Raw genomic sequence first — 26,305 nt, forward strand, 5'->3', positions numbered from 1 at the left:
CTGACCTACCAGTCACAAGCCGGTACTCAGCGGCGGCCGCTTCAGAGCTCACAAAAACAAATACCCGAGCGAGCGTAAAAAGCATGAACGAGTACGCCCCCCTGCGTTTGCATGTGCCCGAGCCCACCGGCCGGCCAGGCTGCCAGACCGATTTCTCCTACCTGCGCCTGAACGATGCAGGTCAAGTCCGTAAACCGCCTGTCGATGTCGACGCTGCCGACACCGCCGACCTGTCCTACAGCCTGGTCCGCGTGCTCGACGAGCAGGGCAACGCCCAAGGCCCCTGGGCCGAAGATATCGACCCGAAAATCCTCCGCCAGGGCATGCGAGCCATGCTCAAGACGCGGATTTTCGACAGCCGCATGGTGGTCGCCCAGCGCCAGAAGAAGATGTCCTTCTACATGCAGAGCCTGGGTGAAGAAGCCATCGGCAGCGCCCAGGCCCTGGCGCTGAACCGCACCGACATGTGCTTCCCTACCTACCGCCAGCAAAGCATCCTGATGGCCCGCGACGTGTCGCTGGTCGAGATGATCTGCCAGTTGCTGTCCAACGAGCGCGACCCGCTCAAGGGCCGCCAGCTGCCGATCATGTACTCGGTGCGCGAGGCCGGCTTCTTCACCATCAGCGGCAACCTGGCGACCCAGTTCGTGCAGGCGGTCGGCTGGGCCATGGCCTCGGCGATCAAGGGCGATACCAAGATCGCCTCGGCGTGGATCGGCGACGGCGCCACCGCCGAGTCGGACTTCCACACCGCCCTCACCTTCGCCCATGTGTACCGCGCCCCGGTGATCCTCAACGTGGTCAACAACCAGTGGGCCATCTCCACCTTCCAGGCCATCGCCGGTGGCGAATCGACCACCTTCGCCGGCCGTGGCGTGGGTTGCGGCATTGCTTCGCTGCGGGTTGACGGCAACGACTTCGTCGCCGTGTACGCGGCTTCGCGCTGGGCCGCCGAACGCGCCCGCCGCGGCCTGGGCCCGAGCCTGATCGAGTGGGTCACCTACCGTGCCGGCCCGCACTCGACCTCGGACGATCCGTCCAAGTACCGCCCTGCCGATGACTGGAGCCACTTCCCGCTGGGCGACCCGATCGCCCGCCTGAAGCAGCACCTGATCAAGATCGGCCACTGGTCCGAGGAAGAACACCAGGCCACCACTGCCGAGTTCGAAGCCGCGGTGATCGCCGCGCAGAAGGAAGCCGAGCAGTACGGCACCCTGGCCAACGGTCACATCCCGAGTGCCGCCTCGATGTTCGAGGACGTGTACAAGGAAATGCCCGAACACCTGCGCCGCCAACGCCAGGAACTGGGGGTTTGAGATGAACGACCACAACAACAGCATCAACCCGGAAACCGCCATGGCCACCACTACCATGACCATGATCCAGGCCCTGCGCTCGGCCATGGATATCATGCTTGAGCGCGACGACAACGTGGTGATCTACGGCCAGGACGTCGGTTATTTCGGCGGCGTGTTCCGTTGCACCGAGGGTTTGCAGAACAAGTACGGCAAATCCCGCGTGTTCGACGCGCCGATCTCCGAGAGCGGCATCGTCGGCACCGCCGTGGGCATGGGCGCCTATGGCCTGCGCCCGGTGGTGGAAATCCAGTTCGCCGACTACTTCTACCCGGCCTCCGACCAGATCGTTTCCGAGCTGGCCCGCCTGCGTTACCGTTCGGCCGGCGAGTTCATCGCCCCGCTGACCCTGCGCATGCCTTGCGGCGGCGGCATCTATGGTGGCCAGACCCACAGCCAGAGCCCGGAAGCGATGTTCACCCAGGTGTGCGGCCTGCGCACCGTCATGCCGTCCAACCCGTATGACGCCAAAGGCCTGCTGATCGCCTCGATCGAATGCGATGACCCGGTGATCTTCCTCGAGCCCAAGCGCCTGTACAACGGCCCGTTCGACGGCCACCACGACCGCCCTGTCACCCCTTGGGCCAAGCACCCGCAAAGCGCCGTGCCCGACGGCTACTACAACGTGCCGCTGGACAAGGCGGCCATTACCCGCCCCGGCAATGACGTGACCGTGCTGACCTACGGCACCACGGTGTACGTGGCCCAGGTGGCCGCCGAAGAGACCGGCGTCGATGCCGAAGTCATCGACCTGCGCAGCCTGTGGCCGCTGGACCTGGACACCATCGTCGAGTCGGTGAAGAAGACCGGCCGCTGCGTGGTGGTGCATGAAGCCACCCGTACCTGCGGCTTCGGCGCCGAACTGGTGTCGCTGGTGCAGGAGCACTGCTTCCACCACCTGGAGGCGCCAATCGAGCGCGTCACCGGCTGGGACACCCCCTATCCTCACGCACAGGAATGGGCTTACTTCCCAGGGCCTTCGCGGGTAGGCGCGGCATTGAAAAAGGTCATGGAGGTCTGAATGGGCACGCACGTCATCAAGATGCCGGACATTGGCGAAGGCATCGCGCAGGTCGAGTTGGTCGAGTGGTTCGTCAAGGTCGGCGACCTGATCGCCGAGGACCAGGTAGTGGCCGATGTCATGACCGACAAGGCCACCGTGGAAATCCCTTCGCCGGTCAGCGGCAAGGTGCTGGCCCTGGGTGGCCAGCCTGGTGAAGTGATGGCGGTCGGCAGCGAGCTGATCCGCATCGAAGTGGAAGGCAGTGGCAACCATGTCGATGTGCCGCAGGCCAAGCTGGTCGAAGCCCCGGCTGCCGTGACCGCCAAGCCGGAGCCAGCAGCAGCGCCACAACCGGCGGCGTACAAAGCCCCCGCCGAACACAGCGCAGCCCCGATCGTGGCGCGCCAGCCTGGCGACAAACCCCTGGCCTCGCCAGCGGTGCGCAAGCGCGCCCTGGATGCCGGTATCGAACTGCGTTACGTGCATGGCAGCGGCCCGGCCGGGCGCATCCTGCACGAAGACCTCGACGCTTTCATGAGCAAGCCGCAGAGCGCAGCCGGGCAAGCGCCGAATGGTTATGCCAAGCGCACCGACAGCGAGCAGGTGCCGGTGATCGGCCTGCGCCGCAAGATCGCCCAGCGCATGCAGGACGCCAAGCGCCGGGTCGCGCACTTCAGCTATGTGGAAGAAATCGACGTCACCGCCCTGGAGGCGCTGCGCCAGCAGCTCAACGGCAAGTACGGCGACAGCCGCGGCAAGCTGACCCTGCTGCCGTTCCTGGTACGCGCCCTGGTCGTGGCCCTGCGTGACTTCCCGCAGATCAACGCCACCTATGACGACGAAGCCCAGGTCATCACCCGCCATGGCGCGGTGCACGTGGGCATCGCCACCCAGGGTGACAACGGCCTGATGGTGCCGGTGCTGCGCCACGCCGAAGCCGGCAGCCTGTGGGCCAATGCCGGCGAAATCGGCCGCCTGGCCAACGCCGCGCGTAACAACAAGGCCAGCCGCGAGGAGCTGTCCGGCTCGACCATCACCCTGACCAGCCTGGGCGCCCTGGGCGGTATCGTCAGCACGCCGGTGGTTAACACCCCGGAAGTGGCGATCGTCGGCGTCAACCGCATGGTCGAACGGCCAGTGGTGATCGACGGCCAGATCGTCGTGCGCAAGATGATGAACCTGTCCAGCTCGTTCGACCACCGGGTGGTCGATGGCATGGATGCCGCCCTGTTCATCCAGGCCGTACGTGGCCTGCTCGAACAACCCGCCTGCCTGTTCGTGGAGTGAGCATGCAACAGACTATCCAAACTACCCTGCTGATTATCGGTGGCGGCCCTGGCGGCTATGTTGCCGCCATCCGCGCCGGGCAACTGGGCATCCCCACCGTGCTGGTGGAAGGCCAGGCACTGGGCGGTACCTGCCTTAACATCGGCTGCATCCCGTCCAAGGCACTGATCCACGTGGCCGAACAGTTCCACCAGACCTCGCGCTTTGCCGGGCCGTCGGAGCTGGGCATCAGCGTCGCTTCGCCACGCCTGGACATCGGCCAGAGCGTGGCCTGGAAGGACGGCATCGTCGACCGCCTGACCACCGGTGTCGCCGCCCTGCTGAAAAAACACGGGGTCAAGGTGGTGCATGGCTGGGCCAAGGTGCTCGACGGCAAGCAGGTCGAGGTCGATGGCCAGCGCATCCAGTGCGAGCACCTGTTGCTGGCCACCGGCTCCAGCAGTGTCGAACTGCCGATGCTGCCGCTGGGCGGGCCGGTCATTTCCTCGACCGAAGCCCTGGCGCCGAAAGCCCTGCCACAGCACTTGGTGGTGGTGGGCGGTGGTTATATTGGCCTGGAGTTGGGCATCGCCTACCGCAAGCTGGGTGCGCAGGTCAGTGTGGTGGAGGCGCGCGAGCGCATCCTGCCGACCTACGACAGCGAACTGACCGCCCCGGTGGCCGAGTCGCTGAAGAAGCTGGGTATTGCCCTGCACCTGGGCCATAGCGTCGAAGGTTACCAGGATGGCTGCCTGCTGGCCCGCGATGGCCAGGGCGGGCAACTGCGCCTGGAAGCCGACCAGGTACTGGTGGCCGTGGGTCGCAAGCCGCGCACCCAAGGCTTCAACCTGGAATGCCTGGACCTGAAGATGAACGGCGCTGCCGTTGCCATCGACGAGCACTGCCAGACCAGCATGCGCAATGTCTGGGCCATCGGCGACGTGGCCGGCGAACCGATGCTGGCGCACCGGGCCATGGCCCAGGGCGAGATGGTCGCCGAGATCATCGCCGGCAAGGCTCGGCGCTTCGAGCCGGCGGCGATTGCCGCGGTGTGCTTCACCGACCCGGAAGTGGTGGTGGTCGGCAAGACTCCGGAGCAAGCCAGCCAGCAAGGGCTGGACTGCATCGTCGCGCAGTTCCCGTTCGCCGCCAACGGCCGGGCCATGAGCCTGGAGTCGAAAAGTGGTTTCGTGCGTGTGGTGGCGCGGCGTGACAACCACCTGATCCTGGGTTGGCAAGCGGTTGGCGTGGCGGTTTCCGAGCTGTCCACGGCGTTTGCCCAATCGCTGGAAATGGGTGCGTGCCTGGAGGATGTGGCCGGTACCATCCACGCCCACCCGACGCTGGGAGAAGCGGTACAAGAAGCGGCATTGCGCGCCCTGGGCCACGCCCTGCATATCTGACACTGAAGCGGCCAAGGCCGATTTGGCCCGCTGCGCCGAGAGGCGCCGCGGGTCTTTTTTCATGCCGTCACCGAACCTGCACGATCCCTGTGGGAGCGGCCTTGTGTCGCGAAAGGGCTGCAAAGCAGCCCCAGGAACTCGGCATCATGCATAGATTGCTGGGGCCGCTTTGCGGCCCTTTCGCGACACAAGGCCGCTCCCACCTCGACCACACAGGCCTCAAGCCCTGTGCAGTACCTCCCACAATGATCGCGGTTTACTCCGCTATGGCATTCTTGCCAGCCCCCTTGGCCCGGTACAGCGCCTTGTCGGCACGTACCAGCAACGCCTGTTGGTCTTCCCCTTCCTGCCACTGCACCACGCCGTAGCTCATGGTCAACCGGCAATCACCCACCGGCTCCACCCGCTCCATCACCCGACGCAAGCGCGCCGCCACCTCCAGTGCTTCACCCAATGTGGTCTGCGGCAGCACGATGACGAACTCGTCCCCGCCCCAGCGCGCCAGCAGGTCCAGTTCACGCAGGCAGGTACGCAGGTTGTCGACCACCCGCACCAGCGCCGCATCGCCACGGGCATGGCCATAGCGGTCGTTGATCGGCTTGAAATCGTCCACGTCCATGGCAATCAGCGACAATGGCTGACGAAAGCGCTGGGCGCGCTCGCACTCCAGTTGCAACGCTTTCTCCAGCCGATAGCGGTTGGCAATGCGGGTCAATGCATCACGCTCGGCCAGCTCGCGGTTTTCGTCCAGTTGCCGCTGCAACTGCTGGTTCACCCAGGACAACTCGCGGGTGCGTTCGGCCACCAGGCTTTCCAGCGACTGGTTCTTCTGCTGTAGCTGCGCCACCAGGCGCTTGCCGGCGTCGATATTGCGGTGGGCGCCGAGCATGCGCGCCACCGAACCGTCCTCGTTACGGGCAATGATGTAGCCCTTGTCTTCGATCCACAGGTAGCTGCCATCCTCGCACCGGCACCGGTATTCGACGAGGTAGCGCTCATTGCGCTGGTTGATGTACGCCTCGAAATGCGCCATCACCCGCGGATAGTCCTCCGGATGGATCACGCTTTCCCAGGTCAGCACCGAATTGGCCATGGAGTGACTGGGGTAGCCGAGCATGGCGTACCAGCCCGGGTTGCGATAGACGTAGCCGGTGTTGGCGTTCCAGTCCCAGATGCCATCGCTGATCAACTCGAACAACATATGCAACTGCTGCTCACTGAAGCCGGGGGGTACCGGCCGGGTTTCCTGACTCATGGACGCTCTCCCTGATGCCCAGCAACTGCGCTCCGGTGAGGGGCTGCCGACAGTGGTGGTAATTGCCGCAGACGGCAAGGCAATGCCTCTGACGGCCAAGGATATGCCGGCCAGTTTGCAAGCGGAATAGCACCGGCGCTCTATATTTTCAAAGCCAGGTGTGAGGCAACGGCTCACGCCAACTGCAACAGCGCCTCCTCCACTGCGGCAACCACCTGGTTACCCTTGGCGCCAGGCAGCCGCCACGCGGCGATGGTCATGCCCAGTGGCACCGCGCGCTCGACCGGCGCGACCAGTTCGCCGCTGTCCAGGTAGCGTTGCACCAGGCTTCTACGCCCCATCAGTACCCCTGCGGCCAGCAAGGCTTGCTGCAGTGCGATCGAGTACAGGGAAAACCCCGGCCCGCGGGCGACGAACTTGTGCCCGGGCATCACCGCACCGGTCCACACCGCCCAGTCGTTCCAGCCCACGTCGGCGATGCAACGGACGTCGGCAAGGTCCTCGGGGCGGGTGATGTTCGCCGCCAGGGCAGGTATGCATACGGGCAGGATTTCTTCCGTGGCAATTCTGCGCTGCCAGCGCTCGGGCTTTTCGGTATAGAACAGGCACAGGTCGAACGGGCTGCGTTTCAGGTTGGGTGGCTCATCCACCGCCGTGACCGAGATCTCGATAGGTGCCAACAGCCGGGTCAGTTCCGGCAGGCGTGGCCCGATCCATAATTGCGCCAAGGCCGGCGAGGTGACGATATGCACCCGCTGCGGCGCCGCCAGGCGGCGAAGTGTGCGTGCAGCGGCCTCCACGGCATCGAACGCCTCGGTGAACTGGGTTTTCACGCTTTCGCCCAAGGGCGTCAGGCGCACCCCCTTGGCGTGGCGCTCGAACAAGGCCGCGCCGTATTGGTTTTCCAGGGTCTTGACCAACGCGGCGATAGCCCCTGGGGTCACCTTGAGTTCGAGTGCGGCACGGGCGAAGCCGCCCAAGCGGGCTGACGCCTCGAACGCGCGCAAGGCATTGAGCTGTAGCGAGTGGCGGGTAGGGGTATCGAGATACACGGTGTGAGGCCTATATTTTTTAGGCCTACTATTCCAGAAATCTGACGTTGTGGCCAATTGTCACGCGCATTAACGTGAAGGTGCTTCTCTTGCACCTGATGAATACCTTCAAGGAACTCGAATGCCGTACTCAAGCGCGACCCAAGCCTTCAAGCAGGGCGCCCACAGCGCTCTGCCGTTGACCTCCGGTATCGTGCCCTTCGGCCTGATCACCGGGGTGACGGCGATTGGGATGGGCCTGTCGCCTGCCGATGCCGTCGGCATGACCTTGCTGTTCTACTCCGGGTCGGCGCAGATGGTGGTGATGCAGTTGATGCAAAGCGCCGCCCTACCGGTGACCATGGTGGTCACCGCACTGGTGATCAACCTGCGCTTTCTGATGTACAGCGCCAGCCTGGCGCCGCACCTGGGCCATCTACCGCGTCGTCGAAAGTGGCTGATGGCCTTCCTGCTGTCGGATCAGTCCTTCGCCCTGTGCACGCTGAAAATGGGCTCGGGCGAGCTGGGCCGCCACGCCTATCCCTACTATGCCGGCACGGCGATCACCATGTGGTTCGGCTGGAACCTCTCGGTGCTGGCGGGCATGTACCTGGGGGCGGGTATCCCTGAAGACTGGTCGCTGGGCTTTGCCATCCCGCTGTCGTTCCTGGCCCTGCTGATACCCGGCATTCGCAATGCTGCCATGCTCGGCGCCGCGCTGACCGGCGGCGCGCTCGCCGTGCTGGCAGCCGATCTGCCCTACAACCTGGGCCTGCTGGTCGGCGCGCTGGGCGGCATCATTGCCGGGCTGACGATAGAGCACCGGCAAAAAGAGCAGTCCGTGCCTGAAGCCAACACCGAACAGGAAGCGTCATGAGCGAAATGACCCAGTGGATAACCTTCGTGCTGATTGGCCTGGGCACCTTCGCCATCCGGCTGTCGTTCATCGAGCTGCACACCGTGTTGCGCATTCCCCCACTGTTCCGCCGCGCATTGGCGTACGTGCCGGCCAGCGTACTGGCGGCGCTGGTGCTGCCGGCCGTGGTGTTCCCTGACCGACAAGCCGGGTTCGACTGGATGAACCCGCAGATACCGGCAGCGATACTGGCCGCGTTGGTAGCCTGGCGTACACGCAGCACGTTGCTGACGCTGATCGTAGGCATGGGGGCGTTGTGGGCGCTGAAGCACTGGGGGATGTAATGGAACATAGTCCGGCCTGGGGGGCTTGCCTGCGATGGGCCGGTAGTAATGAGAAAGGCGAAAAATGGCGTCCCAGGCAGGATTTGAACCTGCAACCTTCCCCTTAGGAGGGGGATGCTCTATCCAATTGAGCTACTGAGACGCAACAGCCGGCAGCGAGCGCTACACAGCGAGACGGCCAGCATGTTAACCAGCATGCTGGCATTTGTCATGCTTCAACCGGGCTTTTTCACGTAATCCTTTTCTGGCACTGCTACCGCCGCGGTAGCACACCTTCAGCATCAAGCAATGCGAACAACGCAGCAACCGCTGCCTCCAAGCTGGTGGAGTTATCCAGCACATGCACCGACGGATCGGCCAGCGTCTGCAACCGGGCATTGCGCGCCAGGCGCTGCTCGATTTGCGCTGCGGTTTCCCTGCCACGGGCCAGCAAGCGTTGGCGCAGCACCTCGGGCTTCACCTCGACCAGCACCGCCAACAAATCCGGGTAGCGCTGCCGCGCCTCTGCCAGATAGGCCCGCGAGCCATTCACCAACACTGCCCTGCCCGCTGCCAGCCACTGGTCTATCTGCACCGGGATGCCGTAGTCCAGGCCGTTGGCCCGCCAGTGCATGGCAAACGCGCCCTGCGCACTCAGGGTTTCGAACTGTTCGGGCGTGACCCCATGGGCGGCTTCGCCCTTGGCTTCGGCCGAGCGGGTAATGACGCGACGGGCGACTTCCACCCCGGCGGCCGCCAGCCGCTCACGTGAAGCATCGATCAGGGAATCTTTTCCGCAACCCGACGGTCCTATCAGAAATATCAGCCGGCCTGTCCCTGATCGGCGGTCGCTTGCGTCATGTTGCATAGCCACTATGCTCTATGGAGGGGAAACCGGCGCATTCTAGGTGTTTTCCTGGCCTTTTGCTGTGTTTTACCCGTTTTTGACGGCAAAAGTCTGACGGTCAAGCAAGCCGGAGCATGTAAAACTTTTCAAACCAGTACTCATTTCTGATAATTGGTACTGGCATAAAGCCTTTATCCGGCTCACTATTTGTCACAGAATTGACGCCAAGGAAACGGCGACCATGAGGCAAGATGAGCATCCATTTTTCACCGACGGTTGAACATTTTGTTGTCGCCACGGTCGTACTTCCACCCGTGCGGCCAATTTGAGAACCGCTTCCCCTGAACCAGAAAATCCGGTCAATTTATATGCGCCCAATGAAACAGGCTATTTATTCGAGCCGCACCGCTGACAAGTTTGTCGTCCGCCTGCCAGATGGGATGCGTGAGCGCATTGCCGAGGTAGCGCGCAACCACCACCGCAGCATGAACTCCGAGATCATCGCGCGCCTGGAACAGAGCCTTATCCAGGAAGGTGCGCTGGGTGACGAGTTGAGCATGCGCCTGGACAGCCCTGAACTGTCCCTGCATGAACGCGAATTGCTGCAACGCTTCCGCCAACTGTCCCACCGCCAGCAGAACGCCCTGGTCGCCCTCATCGCTCACGATGTGGAAATGGCCGCCGACGCTTCCTGAGGCATACTGCGAGCATGAAAAAGCCAGCGTAAGCTGGCTTTTTTGTGGCTGACGGCTGACACATCACGGCCCCCCCTGTGGGAGCGGCCTTGTGTCGCGAAAGGGCTGCGCAGCGGCCCCAGGATTTTAGCGGCGCTGCACAAATTTCTGGGGCTGCTGCGCAGCCCTTTCGCGACACAAGGCCGCTCCCACCTCGACCGCATAGGCCTCAAGCCCTGTGCAGTAGGCAATACAGGACAGTTGCTCCCACAGAGCAGACCGGTTACAGCAGGAACAACGTGGCCAAGCCGAGGAAGATGAAGAAGCCGCCACTGTCGGTCACTGCGGTAATCATCACGCTGGAGCCCATTGCCGGATCACGCCCCAGGCGCGTGAGGGTCATCGGGATCAACACACCCATCAATGCCGCCAACAACAGGTTCAAGGTCATTGCCGCCGTCATCACCAGGCCCAGCGACCAGCTGCCATACAGCCAGAACGCTACCACACCGATCACCCCACCCCAGATCAGGCCATTGAGCAGCGATACCGCCAACTCCTTGCGCATCAGGCGGCTGGTGTTGCCCGGCGATACTTGGTCCAAAGCCATGGCACGTACGATCATCGTGATGGTCTGGTTGCCAGAGTTGCCGCCAATGCCAGCCACGATCGGCATCAGCGCAGCCAGGGCCACCAGCTTCTCGATCGAGCCCTCGAACAGGCCGATCACCCGCGAAGCGACGAAGGCGGTGATCAGGTTGATGGCCAGCCAGGCCCAGCGGTTGCGCAGCGAACGCCAGACCGAGGCGAAGATGTCTTCCTCCTCGCGCAAACCGGCCATGTTCAGCACTTCGCTTTCGCTTTCTTCACGAATCAGGTCGACCATTTCGTCGATGGTCAAACGGCCAATCAGGCGCTCGCTCTTGTCCACCACCGGCGCGGACACCAGGTCGTAACGCTCGAAAGCTTGCGCCGCATCGTAGGCATCTTCCTCGGGGTGGAAGGTTACCGGGTCGGTCGCCATGACCTCCGCGACCTTCTTCTCCGGGTCGTTGACCAGCAGACGCTTGATTGGCAACACGCCTTTGAGCAGCCCGTCGTAGTCGACCACGAACAGTTTGTCGGTGTGGTTGGGCAGCTCTTTCAGGCGGCGCAGATAGCGCAGCACCACTTCCAGGCTGACGTCTTCGCGGATGGTGACCATCTCGAAGTCCATCAGCGCACCGACCTGCTCCTCGTCGTAGCTCAGCGCCGAACGCACGCGCTCGCGTTGCTGGGCATCGAGGGTTTCCATCAACTCGTGGACAACGTCACGCGGCAGCTCAGGGGCCAGGTCGGCCAGTTCGTCGGCGTCCATGTCCTTGGCAGCAGCGAGCAGCTCGTGATCGTCCATGTCGGCGATCAGCGATTGCCGCACGGCGTCGGAGACTTCCAGCAGGATGTCGCCATCGCGATCCGAGCGCACCAGTTGCCAGACCGTCAGGCGGTCTTCCAGGGGCAAGGCTTCGAGGATATAGGCGATGTCGGCAGGGTGCAGGTCATCGAGCTTGCGCTGCAGCTCGACAAGGTTCTGGCGGTGGACCAGGTTTTCCACCACGTCGTTGTGGGCGCCTTCCTGACGGTGGGTCAGATCTTCGACCACACGCTGCCGTTGCAGCAGTTCGACCACCTGGGCCAGGCGGTCCTGCAGGCTTTCTTGCGCTTTTTTTACTTCTACTTCAGTCATAGGCGAACTCCACTCCCAGCAGCGGAGCACGCCGGGAGAATCAATCGGTCAGATCTTTCTGTATGAATCTTGTTAGGGAGTAACTACTGGGTAAGTCCATGGTGGTTTTCCACAAGCCCCGGCGGGGCTGACGGGCGCAATCATACACTGCTCAAGCTGTCAGATCGCTTAATTTTTTGGCCAGAACAATCGTTTGCGTGATAAAGCTGGGACAACGCTCGAAGCTATCAGTGCGACGGTTGTTGTGGATGGGAAAGCACATTGATTTCAAGATATGTGGTGCCTGGGCGATCCTGGGGCCGCTGCGCGCCCCATCGCGACGTAAGGCCGCTCCCACAAGATACCGCGCTCTTCTGTATGGGCTGGGCCGCATGCCCCAAACTACACCACAATCATTACAGAAGAGCGTAGATCGACATCACCAACATTTCAGCGGCAATAACAAAAAGCCCGCTCAATTGAGCGGGCTTTTTGTTTAGGTGTGGCGGACTCAGGAGGATTCGAACCTCCGACCGCTCGGTTCGTAGCCGAGTACTCTATCCAGCTGAGCTATGAGTCCGTGGTGGTAGTTTTAGACCAGATTACCACTGGCTTATTGAACTAGCTTTGCAAGCAGAGCCACTTCAAGAAAGTGGCGGACTCAGCAGGATTCGAACCTGCGACCGCTCGGTTCGTAGCCGAGTACTCTATCCAGCTGAGCTATGAGTCCGCAATGGTAGTTTTAGACCAGGTTACCACTGGTTGTTTGAAGTAGCCTTGTAAGCAAAGCCACTTCAAAAGTGGCGGACTCAGGAGGATTCGAACCTCCGACCGCTCGGTTCGTAGCCGAGTACTCTATCCAGCTGAGCTATGAGTCCGTGTCTTGCCGCGCATTATAGGTCGCTGAAACATTTTTGCAAGAACTTTTTCGTTTAAAATCAACTACTTAGTGTTCTTACCGATTACAGCGCCCTAAGCGAATAATGGCGGTGAAGGGGGGATTCGAACCCCCGATACCCTTATGAGGTATACTCCCTTAGCAGGGGAGCGCCTTCGGCCACTCGGCCACCTCACCGCAACACGAGGCGAATATTAAACAGGCTCTTCCTCGTTTGCAACCCTTTTTTTGAAAAAAACTTCAAAAAAATTAAAGGCTTGGCTCCTCATCCTTCTCTTTCTTGATCCGCAGGTAGATTTCCTCGCGGTGAACGGCCACTTCTTTCGGGGCGCTGACGCCAATACGCACCTGGTTGCCTTTGACACCGAGCACCGTCACGGTGATCTCGCCGTCTCCAATGATCAGGCTCTCGGCGCACCGACGAGTCAGAATCAACATAGCTTTCTCCTTACGCAGAACATTCAGGGGTAACAGTCTTGGATATCAGGGCTGGGCCGTGGACGACGCCCCAGCCCTGGTTACTCACCACACAGGGCAGGACAGGGCCTGCGTGGCGAGCAGAAACGCGAAGGGCGCGGCAAGCCGCGCCCTTCCAGGCAGCGCCTTACTCGCCCTGTCGGGCAGGAGCATCCAGCTCGAACGCGGTGTGCAGCGCGCGTACGGCCAGCTCCAGGTACTTCTCTTCGATCACCACCGAAACCTTGATCTCGGAGGTAGAGATCATCTGGATGTTGATGCTCTCCTTGGCCAGGGCTTCGAACATGCGGCTGGCAACACCGGCGTGCGAACGCATGCCGACACCAACGATCGAGACCTTGGCAATCTTGGTGTCGCCGATCACTTCGCGGGCACCGATTTCGCGGGCGGTGTTTTCCAGCACGCTCTGCGCCTTCTCGTACTCGTTGCGGTGTACGGTGAAGGTGAAGTCGGTGGTGTTATCGTGGGCAACGTTCTGCACGATCATGTCCACCTCGATGTTCGAGGCGCTGATCGGGCCGAGGATCTTGAAGGCCACGCCCGGGGTGTCCGGCACGCCGCGAATGGTCAGCTTGGCTTCATCACGGTTGAAGGCGATACCGGAAATGATCGGCTGTTCCATGGATTCCTCTTCATCAATGGTAATGAGGGTACCCGGACCCTCCTTGAAGCTGTGCAGCACGCGCAGCGGAACGTTGTACTTGCCGGCGAACTCCACCGAACGGATCTGCAGCACCTTGGAACCGAGGCTGGCCATTTCCAGCATCTCTTCGAAGGTGATCTTCTCCAGGCGCTTGGCCTGTGGCACGACGCGCGGATCGGTGGTGTAGACACCATCGACATCGGTGTAGATCTGGCACTCGTCAGCCTTCAGCGCCGCCGCCAGGGCCACGCCAGTGGTGTCGGAGCCACCACGGCCCAAGGTAGTGATGCTGCCGTGCTCGTCGACGCCCTGGAAGCCCGCGACCACGACCACGCGGCCTTCCTTGAGGTCGGCACGAATCTTCTGGTCGTCGATCTGCAGGATGCGCGCCTTGTTGTGCGCGCTGTCGGTGAGAATGCGCACCTGGTTACCGGTGTAGGACACCGCTGGCACACCACGCTTGATCAAGGCCATGGTCAGCAGGGCAATGGTGACCTGCTCACCGGTCGACACGATCACGTCCAGTTCACGCGGAACCGGCTTATCGGTGATCTGCTTGGCCAGGTCGATCAGACGATTGGTTTCACCGCTCATGGCCGACAGTACAACCACCAGGTCGTCGCCCGCCTCACGGTGTTTCTTGACCTTTTCGGCTACCTGCTCGATCCGTTCGATGGAACCGACAGAGGTGCCGCCAAATTTCTGTACGATCAACGCCATTTCAATGGTGCCTCAGCCCATACAGGGCCCCAAAAAACAATCCAACATGGGGCAGCCGACGACTAGACCGTCGGCCGCCCCATCTCAAAGTCCCTGCTCTGCGAATGGCACGGCCAGCGCCAGGGCCTGGTCCAGCGCAGCGACGTCGACGCCACCACCCTGGGCCATGTCCGGACGGCCACCGCCCTTGCCACCCACTGCCGCAGCGGCTTGTTTCATCAGATCGCCAGCCTTGAGTTGGCCGGAGAGGTCCTTGGTCACACCGGCCACCAGCACGACCTTGCCCTCATGCTCGCTGCCCAGCAGGATCACTGCGTGGCCGAGCTTGTTCTTCAGCTGATCGACCAGGGCCAGCAGGGCCTTGCCGTCCTGCCCATCCAGGCGGGCGGCGAGGACCTTGGCACCCTTGACCTCAACGGCCGCGTTGGAGAGATCGTCCCCGGCGGCGCTGGCGGCCTTGGCCTGCAGCTGTTCCAGCTGCTTCTCCAGCTGGCGGTTGCGCTCGAGCACAGCCGACAGCTTGTCGATCAGGTTGTCACGGTTACCTTTCACCAGTTGCGCGGCTTCCTTGACCTGCTCTTCGGCAGCGTTCAGGTAAGCCAGCGCAGCGGCGCCGGTCACCGCTTCGATACGGCGCACGCCAGAGGCCACGCCGCCTTCGCTGATGATCTTGAACAGGCTGATGTCACCGGTGCGCTTGGCGTGGATACCGCCGCACAGCTCCACCGAGAAATCGCCGCCCATGCTCAGCACACGCACGGTGTCGCCGTACTTCTCGCCGAACAGCGCCATGGCGCCCTTGGCCTTGGCGGTTTCGATGTCGGTCAGTTCGGTTTCAACGGCAGTGTTCTTGCGCACTTCGCGGTTGACGATGTCTTCCAGGGCCTTGATCTGCTCCGGTTTCACCGCCTCGAAGTGGCTGAAGTCGAAACGCAGGCGCTGGCTGTCGACCAGCGAGCCCTTCTGCTGTACATGCTCGCCCAGCACCTGACGCAGCGCTTCGTGCAGCAGGTGAGTGGCGGAGTGGTTCAGCGAGGTGGCGTGCTGCACTTCGGCATCGACCTTGGCCTCGACTGGCGAACCGATCACCAGCGCACCGCTGGCGACCACGCCGTGGTGCAGGAATGCGCCGCCGGTCTTGGTGGTATCGCGCACGTCGAAGCGTGCAGCGCCAGCCTGCAGGAAGCCGGTGTCACCTACCTGGCCACCGGATTCGGCGTAGAACGGCGTACGGTCGAGCACCACTACGCCCTGCTCGCCTTCACCCAGCTGGTCGACCGCCTGGCCGTCCTTGTACAGGGCGATGATCTTGCCCTGGCCTTCGGTAGCGTCGTAGCCGAGGAATTCGGTGGCGCTGTCGACCTTGACCAGGCTGTTGTAGTCCATGCCGAAGGCACTGGCGGAACGGGCACGCTCACGCTGGGCGTCCATTTCGCGCTCGAAGCCGGCTTCGTCGATGGTCAGCTCGCGCTCACGGGCGATATCCGCAGTCAGGTCCATCGGGAAGCCGTAGGTGTCGTACAGCTTGAACACCACGTCGCCCGGCACCACGTCGCCTTTCAGCTGGGCCAGGTCCTGCTCGAGGATGCGCAGGCCCTGCTCCAGGGTCTTGGCGAACTGCTCCTCTTCAGCCTTGAGCACGCGCTCGATGTGCGCCTGCTGGCTTTTCAGCTCAGGGAAGGCCTCGCCCATTTCGGCGACCAGTGCAGCGACGATCTGGTAGAAGAAGCTACCCTTGGCGCCCAGCTTGTTGCCGTGGCGGCACGCACGGCGAATGATGCGGCGCAGCACATAGCCGCGGCCTTCGTTGGACGGCAGCACGCCATCAGCGATCAGGAAGCCGCACGAGCGGATGTGGTCGGCGACCACTTTCAGCGAGGCCTGGCCGTCATTGCTGCAACCGATGGCCTTGGCCGCGGCGGCCAGCAGGTTCTGGAACAGGTCGATCTCGTAGTTCGAGTGCACGTGCTGCAGCACGGCGCTGACGCGCTCCAGGCCCATGCCGGTGTCCACCGACGGCGCTGGCAGCGGGTGCAGCACGCCGTCGGCAGTGCGGTTGAACTGCATGAAGACGTTGTTCCAGATCTCGATGTAGCGGTCACCGTCTTCTTCCGGCGAGCCGGGTGGGCCGCCCCAGATGTCCGGGCCGTGGTCGTAGAAGATCTCGGTGCACGGGCCGCACGGGCCGGTGTCGCCCATGGTCCAGAAGTTGTCCGAGGCGTACGGGGCGCCCTTGTTGTCGCCGATGCGCACCATGCGCTCGGCTGGCACGCCGACTTCCTTGGTCCAGATGTCGTACGCTTCGTCGTCAGTGGCGTAAACCGTGACCCAGAGCTTTTCCTTGGGCAGGTTCAGCCATTTTTCCGAGGTCAGGAAGGTCCAGGCGAAGGTGATTGCGTCGCGCTTGAAATAGTCGCCGAAGCTGAAGTTGCCCAGCATTTCGAAGAAGGTGTGGTGACGCGCGGTGTAACCGACGTTTTCCAGGTCGTTGTGCTTGCCACCGGCGCGCACGCACTTCTGGCTGCTGACGGCACGGGTGTAGGCACGCTTCTCCGCGCCGAGGAAGCAGTCCTTGAACTGGTTCATGCCTGCGTTGGTGAACAGCAGGGTCGGGTCGTTGTTCGGAATCAGCGAACTGGAGGCGACTCGGGTATGGCCCTGCTCTTCGAAGAAGCGAAGGAAGGCTTCACGGATTTCTGCGCTTTTCATAGGTTCTTCCACGGAAACGGCGGCCCTGTTGGGCAAACGCGTCGACGAAACGACGGCAAAGGGCCGCATTATATCGGTCCTGCAATCTCGATGCAGTGTGTTTATACGATAGAAACCGTCGTTTGGGCGGTTTTTCGGGCTATGCAAACGAAAACGACATGACCGGATGCTAAATCCTGGGTTTCGCCACTGGCAAGCCAATTACCGCTCATGAGGAGGGAAAATGGAACAGGCGGTGCATTAAAGGGTTTTCATCATGGATGGGATCCGAAACCCCGTAGCACGATGGCTGATCATTGCACCCTACATATATGCAGCCTTGCAGGCTTTGCACCCACCTAATCTGGCCAACCACTCAACCAGCAGGTGATGCACATGGCAACCCCCGCAATAACTGCACAGCACATAGACGGAAATGACAAAAGCAAGTCGGCCGGCTTCGGCGAGATGGATGAGGCTATCGCCTATGATGATCCCGCCGAATCAGCGCTCGGGGCGTCTCGCGTCTACTTCAATTTCGAGCTCTTCGACCTCTACAAATCACCCGTCATACACATACAGCGTCGGCTAATCGATGCCATGGACGGCGAGGCAGTCGTCGGCAGCATTGACGAACTTCTTGTCTGGCTGAACACCACCGATGTGAAGTTGCGCCAAGACAGCAACATTACGCTCGAGGTCGACGGGCAACCCTTCACGATCCAGCCAGCCTCTTCTGAGCAACGGCTTCATTTACTGTTCGTGGCTGCAGAGGCCCCTGCAGGCATAGGCCAAGGCGTCGATTACCCTGTGCGCGTGGACGGTAACGCGAGCCGCGACAACCTTTTCGAGATCACCGCGTTCGAGCACCTGTTCCTCTATGGCACACCGCAGTTCCAGGCACGGGTATTCGAACAACTGGCGTTGCTGCCTGGCTATCCCGAGCTAAAACGGTTATTGGACAAGGCGCGCCAGCAGTACGCCAACGTGCCGGATATCGTACTCATGCAGTGCTATACCGGCCCGCTGCAACAGGGACCTGGCTTTGACCTGCAGGGCGTGATCCCGGCCAAGTATTCCCACCTGCTACCCGGCGACTATACCGCCGTACTTTACGACCCCTACGATGCAAACGGCCTCGACGGGCTGACCACGCTGACAAGAATGCTGCAAGAGGTTTACAACGCGCTAGCGCCAGACAGCTTGATCCCAACCCCGACGCCGGGCGATTGAACGCCTCATGACAAGCTGCGCCCTTCATCGGGCACGATGAGAATCCCCGCCCTGAGGCCATTCCTGACCTTGGGGTTGGGGAAGATGATGCGTGCGCCCTCTTCCTCGACCACCCAGCGCATCTCGGCCAGGTCTTCAGCCAGCAGGTAGCCCTTGCTCAGCTCGGAAAAGTTCTCGATGTCCGCCGGCAGGTGCAGGTGGAAGCTGTCGCTGTGCTTGATGATTTCACGGGAAACACTGAACAGCTGCAGGCCATCCAGCGAGATTTCATCCTCTGGCTCGGTAGCTTCGATGATGCTGATCAGGCGCTCTTCCAGCTTGTCGAGGTTGACCTGCTCGTTCTGGCCGAACGGGCGAGCCTTGCCCAGTTCCAGGGTGAAAGCCTCAGCATCCAGCTGTTCGTAGGTAAAGGCGCTGAAGGTGATGGAGGACTTGCTTTGCAGCAACACCGCTTCCATGCCCGCCGCCGCCAGGCGCGCCAGTTCGCGACGGGAATGCTTGCGCCCCTCTTTATAGGGATACAAGGCAAATTGCTCGATCTTCGAACCACGGATGGCAGTATGCAGGTCGTAATGCAGGCGGCTGCGCCCCGGTTGACTGAAGAACACCCGGGCGAACTGTTCCAGCTCGGCGGCACGCAATGCCTCGAAGCCACTGGACAGCTCGTGGCGACCGTTGAACAGGCGGTTGATGTCCTGCTCGATGAAGCGCTCACCCTTGCGGATCGCCACCGGGTTGCCGAACAGGAACAGCACCCGCGCCTTGGGTTTGATCTTGCCGTTGGCCACGCCATGCAGCAGCCGTTCGAGCAACTCGATCGGCGCGGTTTCGTTGCCGTGGATGCCGGCGGACAATAGCAAGTCCAGCCCACAATCGTCGTTTTCAGCCGGGCGCACTTCGAGCGCGCCCTCCCCCAGCCAGCGCAAACGCGCGCCCTTGGGTGTCACTTGGGTCTTCTCGGCCGGTTCGTGATCGGTGAGGGTCAGCTCAAGCAATTTGCCAAGGGCGAGCATAGGGACTTCCTTAGTGGTGGTGGCCGCAGTCGGGGCCATGGACGTGATCGTCGTCTTCGCCAACCTCGGCCGGCTCCATTTCCAGTTGCAGGCTGACCAGGTTGGTGGCCATCGGGCGCAGCAGCAGGTTGGCGTACTCGGTGTCGTCTTCCTCGACATCCACGCCAATCAGCAGCTGGCCACGGCCGTCCTGCTGAATCCACACTTCCTTGCCTTGCCAGACCACGGCAAAGCGAGTGCAGGAAGTTTCCAGCTGGGTGCCGTCTTCATCTTCGAGGATCAGGCGCAGGGCGTCGGTCATTGCAAAGTCTCTCTTCAAGGTTGGCGTTGGAACGGATACACCGAGCCCAACTTCAGGATCTGGGTCAATTCGTCCAGTGCTGTGCGGCACTCCAGCAGCAGTTGCGGGTCGGCCAGGTCCGCTTCGCCAAGGCGATCGCGGTAGTGCTTGTCGACCCACTGCAGCAGGGTGTCGTACAGCGAGGCGGTCATGATAACGCCTTGGTTGACCGCCGCCAGTTCCGTTTCCTTCAAGGCCACGCGCAAACGCAGGCAAGCCGGGCCACCGCCGTTCTGCATACTCTGCTTGAGGTCGAACACCTTGACCTCCTTCACCGGGCCGCCGTGGCTGGTCAGCTGGCCCAGGTAGGCCCAGACCCGCTCATTGTTGCGGCACTCTTCCGGCACCACCAGCAGCATGGAGCCGTCGTCGCGGCTGAGCAGTTGGCTGTTGAACAGGTAGGAACGCACCGCGTCCTCCACCGTCACCGCTGCCCGTGGCACGCAGATGGCCTGGAAGTTGCCACCCTTGCTGGCCAGTTTAGCTCGCAGCTGGCCAAGTACCGCGTCGGTCTCGAGGAACGCATCCTCGTGGTAGAACAGCACTTCACCGTTACCCACCGAAATCACGTCATTGTGGAACACGCCCTGATCGATCACCGCCGGGTTCTGTTGAGCGTAGACCACACCGTCATCGCTCAGGCCATGCAGCCGGGCCACGGCCTGCGAAGCCTCGAGGGTTTGCCGGGCCGGGTACTTCTGCGGCGCCGGGTAGCGGCTGTCGAAGGCACTGCGGCCGTAGACGAAGAATTCCACGCCAGCCTCGCCATAGGCGCGGCAGAAGCGCGTGTGGTTGGCCGCGCCCTCGTCACCGAACTGTGCCACGGCAGGCAGCGCCGCGTGGTGGGCAAAGTGTTTCTCGTTGTTGAACATGGCACCCAGCACACGGCTGGTGGTCGGGTGTTCGATGCTGCGGTGGTATTTGCAGTTGAGGTTGGCAGCGGTGAAGTGCACGCGGCCATCGGCAGTGTCGGCACTGGGGCTGACCGTAGCAGCGTTGGCCACCCACATGCTCGAGGCCGAGCAACTGGCCACCAGCAGCGGCATGGCCTCCTTGGCGGCGCGCTGGATCACTTCGGCATCGCTGCCGCTGAAGCCCAGACGGCGCAGTGCGGCCACGTCCGGGCGCTCCTGCGGCGCCAGCACACCCTGCTTGAAGCCCATGTCAGCCAGCGCTTTCATCTTCGCCAGGCCTTGGCGCGCGGCCTCACGCGGGTTGGATCCCTGCTGGCTGTTGCTCTGCGAAGCCACGTTGCCATAGGACAGGCCGCCGTAGTTGTGGGTAGGCCCCACCAGGCCATCAAAATTCACTTCATAGGATTTCATCGGCTAGGCTCCGTGACCTGTTGTTATAGGGTGACGCCCGGCGTCAGGGTCGCCGGCAAGGCAAGGCTGGCGGTCTCCAGCGAAGCCACGGGGTAAGCGCAGTAGTCAGCCGCGTAATAGGCACTGGCGCGGTGGTTGCCACTGGCACCCACGCCACCGAACGGCGCGCTGCTGGCGGCACCAGTCAGCTGCTTGTTCCAGTTGACGATGCCGGCCCGGCTGCGCAGCCAGAAGTACTGGTAGCGGGCGCGCGAGTCGGACAACAAGCCGGCAGCCAGGCCGTACTGGGTGCTGTTGGCCTCATCGATGGCGGCATCGAAGTCGGTGTAGCGGATTACCTGCAGCAGCGGGCCGAAGAACTCTTCGTCCGGGCGCTCGGCCACGGCGGTGACATCGACGATGCCCGGTGTCAGCAGCGCGGCATCGGCCTGCGGCTGGGTCATTTCCAGCAGCTTCACGCCACCTTTGGCGGCCAGTTCGGCCTGGGCCGCAATCAGCGCCCGCGCCGCCTGCAGGGAAATCACCGAGCCCATGAACGGCGCCGGCTGCTCATCGAACGCCCCGACCGTGATGGTTTTGCACACCTCGACCAGGCGCGCGATCAGCGCATCGCCCCAGGCACCTTGCGGCACCAGCAGGCGCCGGGCGCAGGTACAGCGCTGGCCGGCAGAAATGAACGCCGACTGGATAATGGTGTACACCGCCGCATCGATGTCCTTGACCTCGTCGACCACCAGCGGGTTGTTGCCGCCCATTTCCAGGGCCAGGATCTTGTCCGGCCGGCCAGCGAATTGCTGGTGCAGCAAGTTGCCGGTGCGGCTGGAACCGGTGAAGAACAGGCCATCGATACCTGGGTTGGCGGCCAGCGCCACACCGGTTTCACGTGCGCCCTGCACCAGGTTCAGCACGCCCGCCGGCAGGCCGGCGGCGATCCAGCAGTTGACGGTCAGCTCGGCGACCTTGGGGGTCAGCTCGCTGGGCTTGAACACCACGCAGTTGCCTGCCAGCAGCGCCGGCACAATGTGGCCGTTGGGCAGGTGGCCGGGGAAGTTGTAGGGGCCGAACACCGCCACCACGCCGTGGGGCTTGTGCCGTAGCACCGCCGTGGCATCGGCCAGCGGGCCGCTCTTTTCGCCGGTGCGCTCGCGGTAGCTTTGTACCGAGATCGCTACCTTGTTGATCATGCTGGTAACTTCGGTGGCCGACTCCCACAGCGGCTTGCCGGTTTCCTCGCCAATGCACTGGGCCATGGCTTCGGCATGCGCCTTGAGCTGCGCAGCGAACTTTTCCAGCACATCGATACGCGCTTCCAGGCTCAATTGCGCCCAGGCCGGGAAGGCTTGGCGCGCAGCCTGCACGGCGGCGTCCACCTGGCTGGCGTCAGCGCCCTGCCCTTGCCAGACCACGGCCTGCGTCACCGGGTTCAGCGACTGCAGCGCTTCGCCCTGGCCGGCCTGCCAACTGCCTGCGATGTAATGCGTGGTCATTTACAGGGCCTCCCGGCTAGCCGACAGCGGTACCGCGCGCACATTGTCGCCGGCGCCCATGCGCAGGCGCTTGGCGGTCAGCGGGTCGACCACCAGGGTGCCAGCGGCCAGCCGCGCAGGTGCAGCAGTGATGCGGCAGTCGTCGCGCTTGCGGTTGTGGATGATGTAAGGGGTGGCGTCATCGCCCGGCGTGCCTATCGCCAGCACCAGCGTCTGGCTCTCGCGCACAGCGCGGATCCTGGCGGTATCGCATTCGATGGCGGGGCCGGCGTCGAAAATGTCGACGTAGCCCTGATAACTGAAACCTTCCTGCTTGAGCATCGCCAGCGCAGGCTCGGTGTCGGTGTGCACGCGACCGATCACGTTACGTGCGGCCTCGGACAGGAAACAGGTGTACAACGGGAACTTCGGCATCAGCTCGGCGATGAACGACTTGTTGCCCACGCCGGTGAGGTAGTCGGCCTGGCTGAACTCCATCTTGAAGAAGTGCCGGCCCAGGCTTTCCCAGAACGGCGAGCGGCCCTGCTCGTCGGACATGCCGCGCATTTCGGCGATGATCTTCTTGCCGAACAGTTCGGGGAACTCGGCGATGAACAGCATGCGCGCGCGCGACAGCAGGCGGCCATTGAGGCCAGAGCGATAGTCGCTGCGCAGGAACAACGAGCACAGCTCGGAGTTGCCGGTCAGGTCGTTGGCCAGGAACAGGGTGGGGATTTCGCGGTAGATCTTCAGCTCCTGCGAAGCGCTGACGGTGAGGCCGACCCGGTAGTTGTACCAGGGCTCGCGCAGGCCGACGGCACCGGCGATGGCACTGATGCCCACCACCAGGCCTTCGTCGTTTTCCAGCACGAACAGGTAGTCGGTGTCGCCACGCTCGGCCTCGCCACGGAAGCTCTTTTCCGCCCAGCCAACGCGATGCCCCAGGCGTTCTTCGTTGGCAGGCAGCGTGGTCAGCCCGGTGGTGCCGGTGCTGCGTGCCAATTCGATCAGCGCAGGCAAATCGCTGCTGCGTACAGGACGAACGATCATGCTATCTCCTTGTGCGGCGGCGTCGGCCGGCGCGAAACTCTCTAACGCATCTATCCCGAAACGTCTGTTGCCAGACCTCAGACCGCGACCAGGCGCACGCTGGCACCCTCGCCCACGCCCAGCGCGTCGGCTGCAGCCACATTCAGGCTGACCGGTTTGCCAGGTACCCAGTCGAGCTCCAGCAGCACCGCACGGTAGTCCTGCAACTGGCCGTTGCACACCAGGTACGGGCGCCCGCCCTTGGCCGGAGCCTCTTCGATCTTCACCGGCACTACCCGGCTCTGAGCGATCGAGCGGATGCCCGAGGTGCGCGCATGCAGGGTCGGGCCGCCGTCGAAGATGTCGATGTAGTGCTCGGTCTCGAAGCCTTCGCGCATGAGGATGTCGAAGGTGATCTGCGCCCGCGGGTGTACTTGGCCCATGGCTTCCTGCGCTTCGTCAGGCAACAGCGGTACGTAGATCGGGTAATGCGGCATCAGCTCTGCGAGAAAGGTACGGCTCTTCAGGCCACACAGGCGCTCGGCGTCGGCATAGTTGAGGTCGAAGAAATTGCGGCCGATGGCATCCCAGAACGGCGATTCACCCTGCTCGTCGCTGTAGCCGACGATCTCGGTCACCACCGAGTCGGCGAAACGCTCCGGGTGCGCGGCCATGAACAGCAGGCGGCCGCGCGAATTGAGCTCGGCCCAGGCACTGTTCACCAGCTCTGGCAGCACGTAGAAGCTGGTCAGCAGGCTGTTGCCGGTCAGGTCATGGCACAGCGACAGCACGTGGATCTTGTTGTGGATCTTCAGCTCGCGCGAAGCGTGCACGAAGGTCTCGTTACGAAAGCTGTAGAACGGCTCGGAGTAGCCGGCCGAAGCGACGATGGCCGAGCAGCCGGCCAGCTTGCCGGTTTCGCTGTCTTCGAGCACGAAGAAGTAGCTTTCCTCGCCGTTGAAGCTGACCTCGGCGGCGAAGGAAGTCTCGGAGGCGGCAATCTTGTCGCCCAGGCGAGCAGCGTCGTCCGGCAGCGAGGTGACACCAATGGGGCTGTCTGCAGCCATGCGCTGCACTTCGTTCAGATCAGCCATTTGCGCGGGGCGCATCACCAGCATGGTGTCACTCCTTTGGAATACGGGCCGCTCACGGCGGCACGGAAAAACGGCAGGTGCACAGGCACCTGCACTGGATTCGGGTATCGCCGGCCCGGCCCAGGCATGGCCAGGGCCGGCGAAAGGACCGCCGGCGGATCAGCCTTGGGTCAGGGTGGCCACGGCGCGCTCGAAGCGGTCCAGGCCTTCGTCGATGTCGGCGTCTTCGACCACCAGGCTTGGCGCGAAGCGGACCACATCCGGGCCGGCCTGCAGCACCATCAAGCCTTCTTTCTCGGCGGCGTTGAGCACGTCCTTGGCCTTGCCTTGCCACGCCTCGGTCAGCACGCAGCCCAGCAGCAGGCCAACGCCACGCACCTGGCTGAACAGCTTGTACTGCTGGCCGATCTGCTCCAGGCGAGCCTTGAAGCGCTCATGCTTGGCCTTGATACCAGCCAGGGTTTCCGGGGTGTTGATCACGTCCAGCACGGCGCAGGCAACGGCGCAGCCCAGCGGGTTGCCGCCGTAGGTGGTGCCGTGGGTGCCGACGGCCAGGTGCTTGGCCAGCTCGGTGGTGGTCAGCATGGCGCCAATCGGGAAGCCGCCGCCCAGGCTCTTGGCGCTGGTCAGGATGTCGGGCGTCACGCCGTAGTGCTGGTAGGCATACAGCGAGCCGGTACGGCCCACACCGGTCTGCACTTCGTCGAAGATCAGCAGGGCGTTGTGCTCGTCACACAGTTTGCGCGCGCCTTCCAGGTAGGCCTTGTCGGCCGGCACTACGCCGCTCTCGCCCTGGATCGGCTCGATCACCACGGCGCAGGTCTTGGCGGAAATCTGCGCCTTCAGCGCTTCCAGGTCGTTGTATGGCACGTGGCTGATGCCGGTGATCTTCGGGCCGAAACCGTCGGAGTACTTCGGCTGGCCACCGACGCTGACGGTGAACAAGGTGCGGCCGTGGAAGCTGTTCACGGTGGCGATGATTTCGTGCTTTTCCGGGCCGAAGCGGTCATGGGCGACGCGACGGGCCAGCTTGAAGGCGGCCTCGTTGGCCTCGGCGCCGGAGTTGCAGAAGAACGCGCGGTCGGCAAAGGTGGCGTCCACCAGCTTGTGGGCCAGGCGCAGGGCCGGCTCGTTGGTGAACACGTTGGATACGTGCCAGAGGGTGTTGGCTTGCTCGGTCAGGGCCTTGACCAGTGCCGGGTGGCAGTGGCCCAGAGCGTTGACCGCGATGCCGCCGGCAAAGTCGATCAGCTCGCGACCCGACTGGTCCCAGACGCGGGAACCCTCGCCTCGCACAGGAATGAAGGCCGCCGGAGAATAGTTGGGAACCATGACCTGGTCGAAATCGGCACGTTGCACCGGGGCTTGCTCAACGGACATCTGAGTCTCCTGAAGAGGAACGCTGGCCTGGAAGTGGCGAGCGATGGGGGGATTGTAAGGACTGATCCGCGCCTGTCCTTGCGGCCAAGCGACAACTTGTTACAGCGCAAAACCCAGTTTTGACAAGGCTTTCGGCAATGCGACAAACACTGTCGCAATCGCGCAGTGTACGGGAGAGAGGGGGGCTGGGTGAACGGGTGTTCACACAGGTTTGTGAGGGGCGGGATGTTCGGCGACGTTGAGGTGGTGCCTGTGAGATCGAGCGCCGCCCGCGCGGCGCT

At 62.8% G+C, this 26,305-nt stretch carries 23 protein-coding genes and 5 tRNA genes; 9 read left to right on the forward strand and 19 right to left on the reverse strand.

The window, feature by feature from the left end; genetic code table 11:
- The first annotated feature begins 83 nt into the window (after positions 1–83).
- Genes TZ03_RS24345 through lpdA form a run of 4 tightly spaced genes read left to right on the forward strand, consistent with a single transcriptional unit; the run spans position 84 to position 5,027 of the window.
- Positions 84–1,316 carry a 3-methyl-2-oxobutanoate dehydrogenase (2-methylpropanoyl-transferring) subunit alpha gene (locus tag TZ03_RS24345; protein WP_051100942.1) on the forward strand — a complete coding sequence of 411 codons (1,233 nt, stop codon included), beginning with the start codon at positions 84–86 and terminating at the stop codon, positions 1,314–1,316.
- Position 1,317: 1 nt separating this feature from the next.
- Positions 1,318–2,376, forward strand: coding sequence for an alpha-ketoacid dehydrogenase subunit beta (locus TZ03_RS24350; protein WP_051100945.1), 1,059 nt, complete (start codon positions 1,318–1,320; stop codon positions 2,374–2,376).
- On the forward strand, positions 2,377–3,645 hold the full coding sequence (locus tag TZ03_RS24355; RefSeq protein ID WP_051100947.1) for a dihydrolipoamide acetyltransferase family protein: 1,269 nt from the start codon (positions 2,377–2,379) through the stop codon (positions 3,643–3,645).
- A gap of 2 nt (positions 3,646–3,647) precedes the next feature.
- Complete coding sequence (lpdA, locus tag TZ03_RS24360; protein WP_051100949.1) at positions 3,648–5,027, forward strand: dihydrolipoyl dehydrogenase; 1,380 nt, start codon at positions 3,648–3,650, stop codon at positions 5,025–5,027.
- 256 nt (positions 5,028–5,283) lie between these two features.
- Here the strand turns inward: lpdA and TZ03_RS24365 are convergent, their stop codons facing one another.
- Positions 5,284–6,282, reverse strand: coding sequence for a sensor domain-containing diguanylate cyclase (locus TZ03_RS24365; protein ID WP_051100950.1), 999 nt, complete (start codon positions 6,280–6,282; stop codon positions 5,284–5,286).
- Here TZ03_RS24365 and TZ03_RS31770 point away from each other — a divergent pair.
- The gene (locus TZ03_RS31770; protein WP_269082576.1) at positions 6,281–6,412 is read left to right on the forward strand and encodes a hypothetical protein; all 132 of its coding nucleotides are present in this window, start codon (positions 6,281–6,283) and stop codon (positions 6,410–6,412) included. The genes TZ03_RS24365 and TZ03_RS31770 overlap by 2 nt on opposite strands.
- 43 nt (positions 6,413–6,455) lie before the next feature.
- Here TZ03_RS31770 and TZ03_RS24370 read toward each other — a convergent pair whose 3' ends face one another.
- Positions 6,456–7,334, reverse strand: coding sequence for a LysR family transcriptional regulator (locus tag TZ03_RS24370; RefSeq protein WP_051100953.1), 879 nt, complete (start codon positions 7,332–7,334; stop codon positions 6,456–6,458).
- A gap of 121 nt (positions 7,335–7,455) precedes the next feature.
- On the opposite strand from TZ03_RS24370, the gene TZ03_RS24375 reads away from it, so the two are divergent.
- Both TZ03_RS24375 and TZ03_RS24380 read left to right on the forward strand, forming a co-directional pair.
- The gene (locus TZ03_RS24375; RefSeq protein WP_051100955.1) at positions 7,456–8,190 is read left to right on the forward strand and encodes an AzlC family ABC transporter permease; all 735 of its coding nucleotides are present in this window, start codon (positions 7,456–7,458) and stop codon (positions 8,188–8,190) included.
- Positions 8,187–8,513, forward strand: coding sequence for an AzlD domain-containing protein (locus TZ03_RS24380; RefSeq protein ID WP_041505685.1), 327 nt, complete (start codon positions 8,187–8,189; stop codon positions 8,511–8,513). The genes TZ03_RS24375 and TZ03_RS24380 overlap by 4 nt, the downstream gene beginning before the upstream one ends.
- 65 nt (positions 8,514–8,578) lie before the next feature.
- On the opposite strand, the gene TZ03_RS24385 is transcribed toward TZ03_RS24380, so the two are convergent.
- Positions 8,579–8,655: transfer RNA gene (locus TZ03_RS24385), tRNA-Arg, on the reverse strand.
- 111 nt (positions 8,656–8,766) lie between these two features.
- Positions 8,767–9,360, reverse strand: coding sequence for a phosphonate metabolism protein/1,5-bisphosphokinase (PRPP-forming) PhnN (gene phnN, locus TZ03_RS24390; protein ID WP_051100958.1), 594 nt, complete (start codon positions 9,358–9,360; stop codon positions 8,767–8,769).
- 347 nt (positions 9,361–9,707) lie between these two features.
- Here phnN and TZ03_RS24395 point away from each other — a divergent pair, with 347 nt between their 5' ends.
- Positions 9,708–10,034 (forward strand): Arc family DNA-binding protein, encoded by a 327-nt coding sequence (locus tag TZ03_RS24395; RefSeq protein ID WP_003254499.1) that lies wholly within the window; start codon positions 9,708–9,710, stop codon positions 10,032–10,034.
- A gap of 262 nt (positions 10,035–10,296) precedes the next feature.
- Here TZ03_RS24395 and mgtE read toward each other — a convergent pair whose 3' ends face one another.
- The 8 genes from mgtE to alaS all read right to left on the reverse strand — a co-directional run bounded on the left by mgtE (position 10,297) and on the right by alaS (position 17,165).
- Positions 10,297–11,739 (reverse strand): magnesium transporter, encoded by a 1,443-nt coding sequence (gene mgtE / locus TZ03_RS24400; protein ID WP_041505683.1) that lies wholly within the window; start codon positions 11,737–11,739, stop codon positions 10,297–10,299.
- 482 nt (positions 11,740–12,221) lie between these two features.
- Positions 12,222–12,298 (reverse strand) — tRNA-Arg (locus TZ03_RS24405).
- A 73-nt stretch (positions 12,299–12,371) separates the two neighbouring features.
- Positions 12,372–12,448, reverse strand: a tRNA-Arg gene (locus TZ03_RS24410).
- A gap of 71 nt (positions 12,449–12,519) precedes the next feature.
- Positions 12,520–12,596: transfer RNA gene (locus TZ03_RS24415), tRNA-Arg, on the reverse strand.
- 106 nt (positions 12,597–12,702) lie between these two features.
- Positions 12,703–12,793: transfer RNA gene (locus TZ03_RS24420), tRNA-Ser, on the reverse strand.
- A gap of 72 nt (positions 12,794–12,865) precedes the next feature.
- The gene (gene csrA, locus TZ03_RS24425) at positions 12,866–13,054 is read right to left on the reverse strand and encodes a carbon storage regulator CsrA (RefSeq protein WP_003254503.1); all 189 of its coding nucleotides are present in this window, start codon (positions 13,052–13,054) and stop codon (positions 12,866–12,868) included.
- A gap of 166 nt (positions 13,055–13,220) precedes the next feature.
- Entirely contained in the window at positions 13,221–14,456 is a 1,236-nt protein-coding gene (locus TZ03_RS24430; RefSeq protein WP_051100961.1) for an aspartate kinase, read from the reverse strand.
- Between the two features lie 84 nt (positions 14,457–14,540).
- Positions 14,541–17,165, reverse strand: a complete 2,625-nt coding sequence (gene alaS / locus TZ03_RS24435; protein ID WP_051100962.1) for an alanine--tRNA ligase — start codon at positions 17,163–17,165, stop codon at positions 14,541–14,543.
- 375 nt (positions 17,166–17,540) lie between these two features.
- On the opposite strand from alaS, the gene TZ03_RS24440 reads away from it, so the two are divergent.
- Entirely contained in the window at positions 17,541–18,377 is an 837-nt protein-coding gene (locus TZ03_RS24440; protein ID WP_051100963.1) for a hypothetical protein, read from the forward strand.
- Positions 18,378–18,382: 5 nt separating this feature from the next.
- Here TZ03_RS24440 and astE read toward each other — a convergent pair whose 3' ends face one another.
- The 7 genes from astE to TZ03_RS24475 all read right to left on the reverse strand — a co-directional run bounded on the left by astE (position 18,383) and on the right by TZ03_RS24475 (position 26,024).
- Positions 18,383–19,390, reverse strand: a complete 1,008-nt coding sequence (gene astE, locus TZ03_RS24445) for a succinylglutamate desuccinylase (protein WP_051100964.1) — start codon at positions 19,388–19,390, stop codon at positions 18,383–18,385.
- A 10-nt stretch (positions 19,391–19,400) separates the two neighbouring features.
- Positions 19,401–19,691 carry a topoisomerase II gene (locus tag TZ03_RS24450; RefSeq protein WP_003256592.1) on the reverse strand — a complete coding sequence of 97 codons (291 nt, stop codon included), beginning with the start codon at positions 19,689–19,691 and terminating at the stop codon, positions 19,401–19,403.
- A 14-nt stretch (positions 19,692–19,705) separates the two neighbouring features.
- Positions 19,706–21,055 (reverse strand): N-succinylarginine dihydrolase, encoded by a 1,350-nt coding sequence (gene astB, locus TZ03_RS24455; RefSeq protein ID WP_051100965.1) that lies wholly within the window; start codon positions 21,053–21,055, stop codon positions 19,706–19,708.
- 23 nt (positions 21,056–21,078) lie between these two features.
- The gene (astD, locus tag TZ03_RS24460; RefSeq protein WP_051100966.1) at positions 21,079–22,542 is read right to left on the reverse strand and encodes a succinylglutamate-semialdehyde dehydrogenase; all 1,464 of its coding nucleotides are present in this window, start codon (positions 22,540–22,542) and stop codon (positions 21,079–21,081) included.
- Positions 22,543–23,571: an arginine N-succinyltransferase gene (gene astA / locus TZ03_RS24465; RefSeq protein ID WP_051100967.1), complete on the reverse strand. Its 1,029-nt coding sequence runs from the start codon at positions 23,569–23,571 to the stop codon at positions 22,543–22,545.
- Positions 23,572–23,648: 77 nt separating this feature from the next.
- A complete protein-coding gene (aruF, locus tag TZ03_RS24470; protein WP_051100968.1) occupies positions 23,649–24,668 on the reverse strand; it encodes an arginine/ornithine succinyltransferase subunit alpha in 1,020 nt (339 codons plus the stop codon).
- Between the two features lie 135 nt (positions 24,669–24,803).
- Complete coding sequence (locus TZ03_RS24475; protein WP_051100969.1) at positions 24,804–26,024, reverse strand: acetylornithine transaminase; 1,221 nt, start codon at positions 26,022–26,024, stop codon at positions 24,804–24,806.
- Positions 26,025–26,305 lie beyond the last annotated feature (281 nt).

It is taken from the genome of Pseudomonas sp. 10-1B (assembly GCF_000935045.1).
In the GTDB taxonomy this organism is placed as follows: Bacteria; Pseudomonadota; Gammaproteobacteria; order Pseudomonadales; family Pseudomonadaceae; genus Aquipseudomonas.

Coding starts and splice junctions, on each gene's coding strand:
- astA (WP_051100967.1), bottom strand. CDS start 23,571: ATGATCGTTCGTCCTGTACGCAGCAGCGATTTGCCTGCGCTGATCGAA.
- csrA (WP_003254503.1), bottom strand. CDS start 13,054: ATGTTGATTCTGACTCGTCGGTGCGCCGAGAGCCTGATCATTGGAGAC.
- TZ03_RS24475 (WP_051100969.1), bottom strand. CDS start 26,024: ATGTCCGTTGAGCAAGCCCCGGTGCAACGTGCCGATTTCGACCAGGTC.
- astB (WP_051100965.1), bottom strand. CDS start 21,055: ATGAAATCCTATGAAGTGAATTTTGATGGCCTGGTGGGGCCTACCCAC.
- TZ03_RS24375 (WP_051100955.1), top strand. CDS start 7,456: ATGCCGTACTCAAGCGCGACCCAAGCCTTCAAGCAGGGCGCCCACAGC.
- mgtE (WP_041505683.1), bottom strand. CDS start 11,739: ATGACTGAAGTAGAAGTAAAAAAAGCGCAAGAAAGCCTGCAGGACCGC.
- aruF (WP_051100968.1), bottom strand. CDS start 24,668: ATGCTGGTGATGCGCCCCGCGCAAATGGCTGATCTGAACGAAGTGCAG.
- lpdA (WP_051100949.1), top strand. CDS start 3,648: ATGCAACAGACTATCCAAACTACCCTGCTGATTATCGGTGGCGGCCCT.
- TZ03_RS31770 (WP_269082576.1), top strand. CDS start 6,281: ATGGACGCTCTCCCTGATGCCCAGCAACTGCGCTCCGGTGAGGGGCTG.
- astE (WP_051100964.1), bottom strand. CDS start 19,390: ATGCTCGCCCTTGGCAAATTGCTTGAGCTGACCCTCACCGATCACGAA.
- TZ03_RS24440 (WP_051100963.1), top strand. CDS start 17,541: ATGGCAACCCCCGCAATAACTGCACAGCACATAGACGGAAATGACAAA.
- TZ03_RS24345 (WP_051100942.1), top strand. CDS start 84: ATGAACGAGTACGCCCCCCTGCGTTTGCATGTGCCCGAGCCCACCGGC.
- phnN (WP_051100958.1), bottom strand. CDS start 9,360: ATGCAACATGACGCAAGCGACCGCCGATCAGGGACAGGCCGGCTGATA.
- TZ03_RS24395 (WP_003254499.1), top strand. CDS start 9,708: ATGCGCCCAATGAAACAGGCTATTTATTCGAGCCGCACCGCTGACAAG.
- TZ03_RS24350 (WP_051100945.1), top strand. CDS start 1,318: ATGAACGACCACAACAACAGCATCAACCCGGAAACCGCCATGGCCACC.
- alaS (WP_051100962.1), bottom strand. CDS start 17,165: ATGAAAAGCGCAGAAATCCGTGAAGCCTTCCTTCGCTTCTTCGAAGAG.
- astD (WP_051100966.1), bottom strand. CDS start 22,542: ATGACCACGCATTACATCGCAGGCAGTTGGCAGGCCGGCCAGGGCGAA.
- TZ03_RS24380 (WP_041505685.1), top strand. CDS start 8,187: ATGAGCGAAATGACCCAGTGGATAACCTTCGTGCTGATTGGCCTGGGC.
- TZ03_RS24365 (WP_051100950.1), bottom strand. CDS start 6,282: ATGAGTCAGGAAACCCGGCCGGTACCCCCCGGCTTCAGTGAGCAGCAG.
- TZ03_RS24450 (WP_003256592.1), bottom strand. CDS start 19,691: ATGACCGACGCCCTGCGCCTGATCCTCGAAGATGAAGACGGCACCCAG.
- TZ03_RS24430 (WP_051100961.1), bottom strand. CDS start 14,456: ATGGCGTTGATCGTACAGAAATTTGGCGGCACCTCTGTCGGTTCCATC.
- TZ03_RS24355 (WP_051100947.1), top strand. CDS start 2,377: ATGGGCACGCACGTCATCAAGATGCCGGACATTGGCGAAGGCATCGCG.